2 protein-coding genes are annotated in these 1,255 nt (G+C 57.4%); one reads left to right on the forward strand and one right to left on the reverse strand.

Annotation, left to right across the window (positions count from 1 at the left end):
• Positions 1–185: hypothetical protein (locus tag QCE79_RS32820; RefSeq protein ID WP_404989461.1), on the reverse strand; the 185-nt coding region annotated here is incomplete at its 3' end.
• Between the two features lie 211 nt (positions 186–396).
• Between QCE79_RS32820 and QCE79_RS32825 the strand changes: the two genes are divergently transcribed.
• Positions 397–885 (forward strand): hypothetical protein, encoded by a 489-nt coding sequence (locus QCE79_RS32825; RefSeq protein WP_309851599.1) that lies wholly within the window; start codon positions 397–399, stop codon positions 883–885.
• The last annotated feature ends 370 nt before the right edge of the window (positions 886–1,255 follow it).

Below are 1,255 nucleotides of genomic sequence, written 5' to 3' on the forward strand. Positions count from 1 at the left end.
ATTTCCACCTCCTTGTCGCGCGCGATCACCTCTGCCCCGGCGAGCGAGGTGTACGCAATGATCGGCGTCCGGGCGAACCGTGCGGAACCGCGCATGAATAAAGCGACGAAAAAGCCGTCGCTGATCGGCTTTTCTATACCGAGCACGACGACATGCGGCGTCCAGGCCGACGGCGCATTGAACACGGCGCTGCCCTTAGTGAGAACGAGCTTTGAAGTCCTTCGCCGGTAAGTATGGCCGCCAATGCTTCGGCGCCGACGGGAGCGCGAGCGATCTCTTGTCGTAAAAGTTTGGAACGAGACATCGGACTTGGGCCTCATGCATTCTTCGAGTCAATCGAGAACGGGATTTGCTGTCTCCGATTAATACCCGATCCTCTTCTGACTCGAATGCCCAATGGTGCCTAAACCAAAGTCGCGAAAACCGATCCGTAGCGTCGCAAAAGCGGCAAGGCATAAGAAGGTCCTTTATCTTCCGCTCGATCCGGCTTCGGTCGCACAAATTTCCATCCAGGTCCGCATGGCGCTTGAAGTCGCCCGTGCCGGGCAAGGCGACGCGGCGACTTTGCGTTGCCTATCGCAAGCCGTGGCCTTAACGGGATTAATCGCAGCGGCCGGGCACGGCGAGATCGACGAGCGAAGCCTTGCCTGCGCCGAGGCTGCGCTTACTGGCGTCCTCGCGTCGGGAAATTTAAGCGGTTGGGGATTGAGCACGGATGAGATGGCAATTGCGACAGCGGTGGTCAACGAGCATGACCGCCAGCTTAGAGAGACGCGCCTTGACGTTGTTGTGCGTGCCTTTGAACAAATCGAGCGAGGACTTGGAACGGGGATGACGCTCGCCGGTCTGTTCGCGCTTCGGCGGCTAGTTCTTCATGCTCGGTAACCTCGCATTAGAAAAATCATGCAATCATCCAACGGCGTTGCATGTCAGGATGGAAAACCGATGCCTAGCTACGCGTTCAAGAACGTTGTTTGAGGAGTGTTCAAAAAGTTTTGACCGGCATAGCTATTTGTCCTCCGCCGAATTCCGCCGGACTGAGCATGAAGCCCTACGTTCTGCCATCCCGTCGTTGTAGCCCTTCACGGCTCGAAAGCGTCCGCGCTTGCGACGATATATGTAGGGCGGAAGAATGCGTCGGCAAGCGCAATGTTGTCACGTAGGCGAACCGGAGCAGGTGCTAGCACAATGGGTCGAAATGCTCACCCGCTTTGATGACCTTCGCCGTGCGGCTCGACACGTTTGCGGCGCAACA

Source organism: Caballeronia sp. LZ003, assembly GCF_031451465.1.
Classification (GTDB): domain Bacteria; phylum Pseudomonadota; class Gammaproteobacteria; order Burkholderiales; family Burkholderiaceae; genus Caballeronia.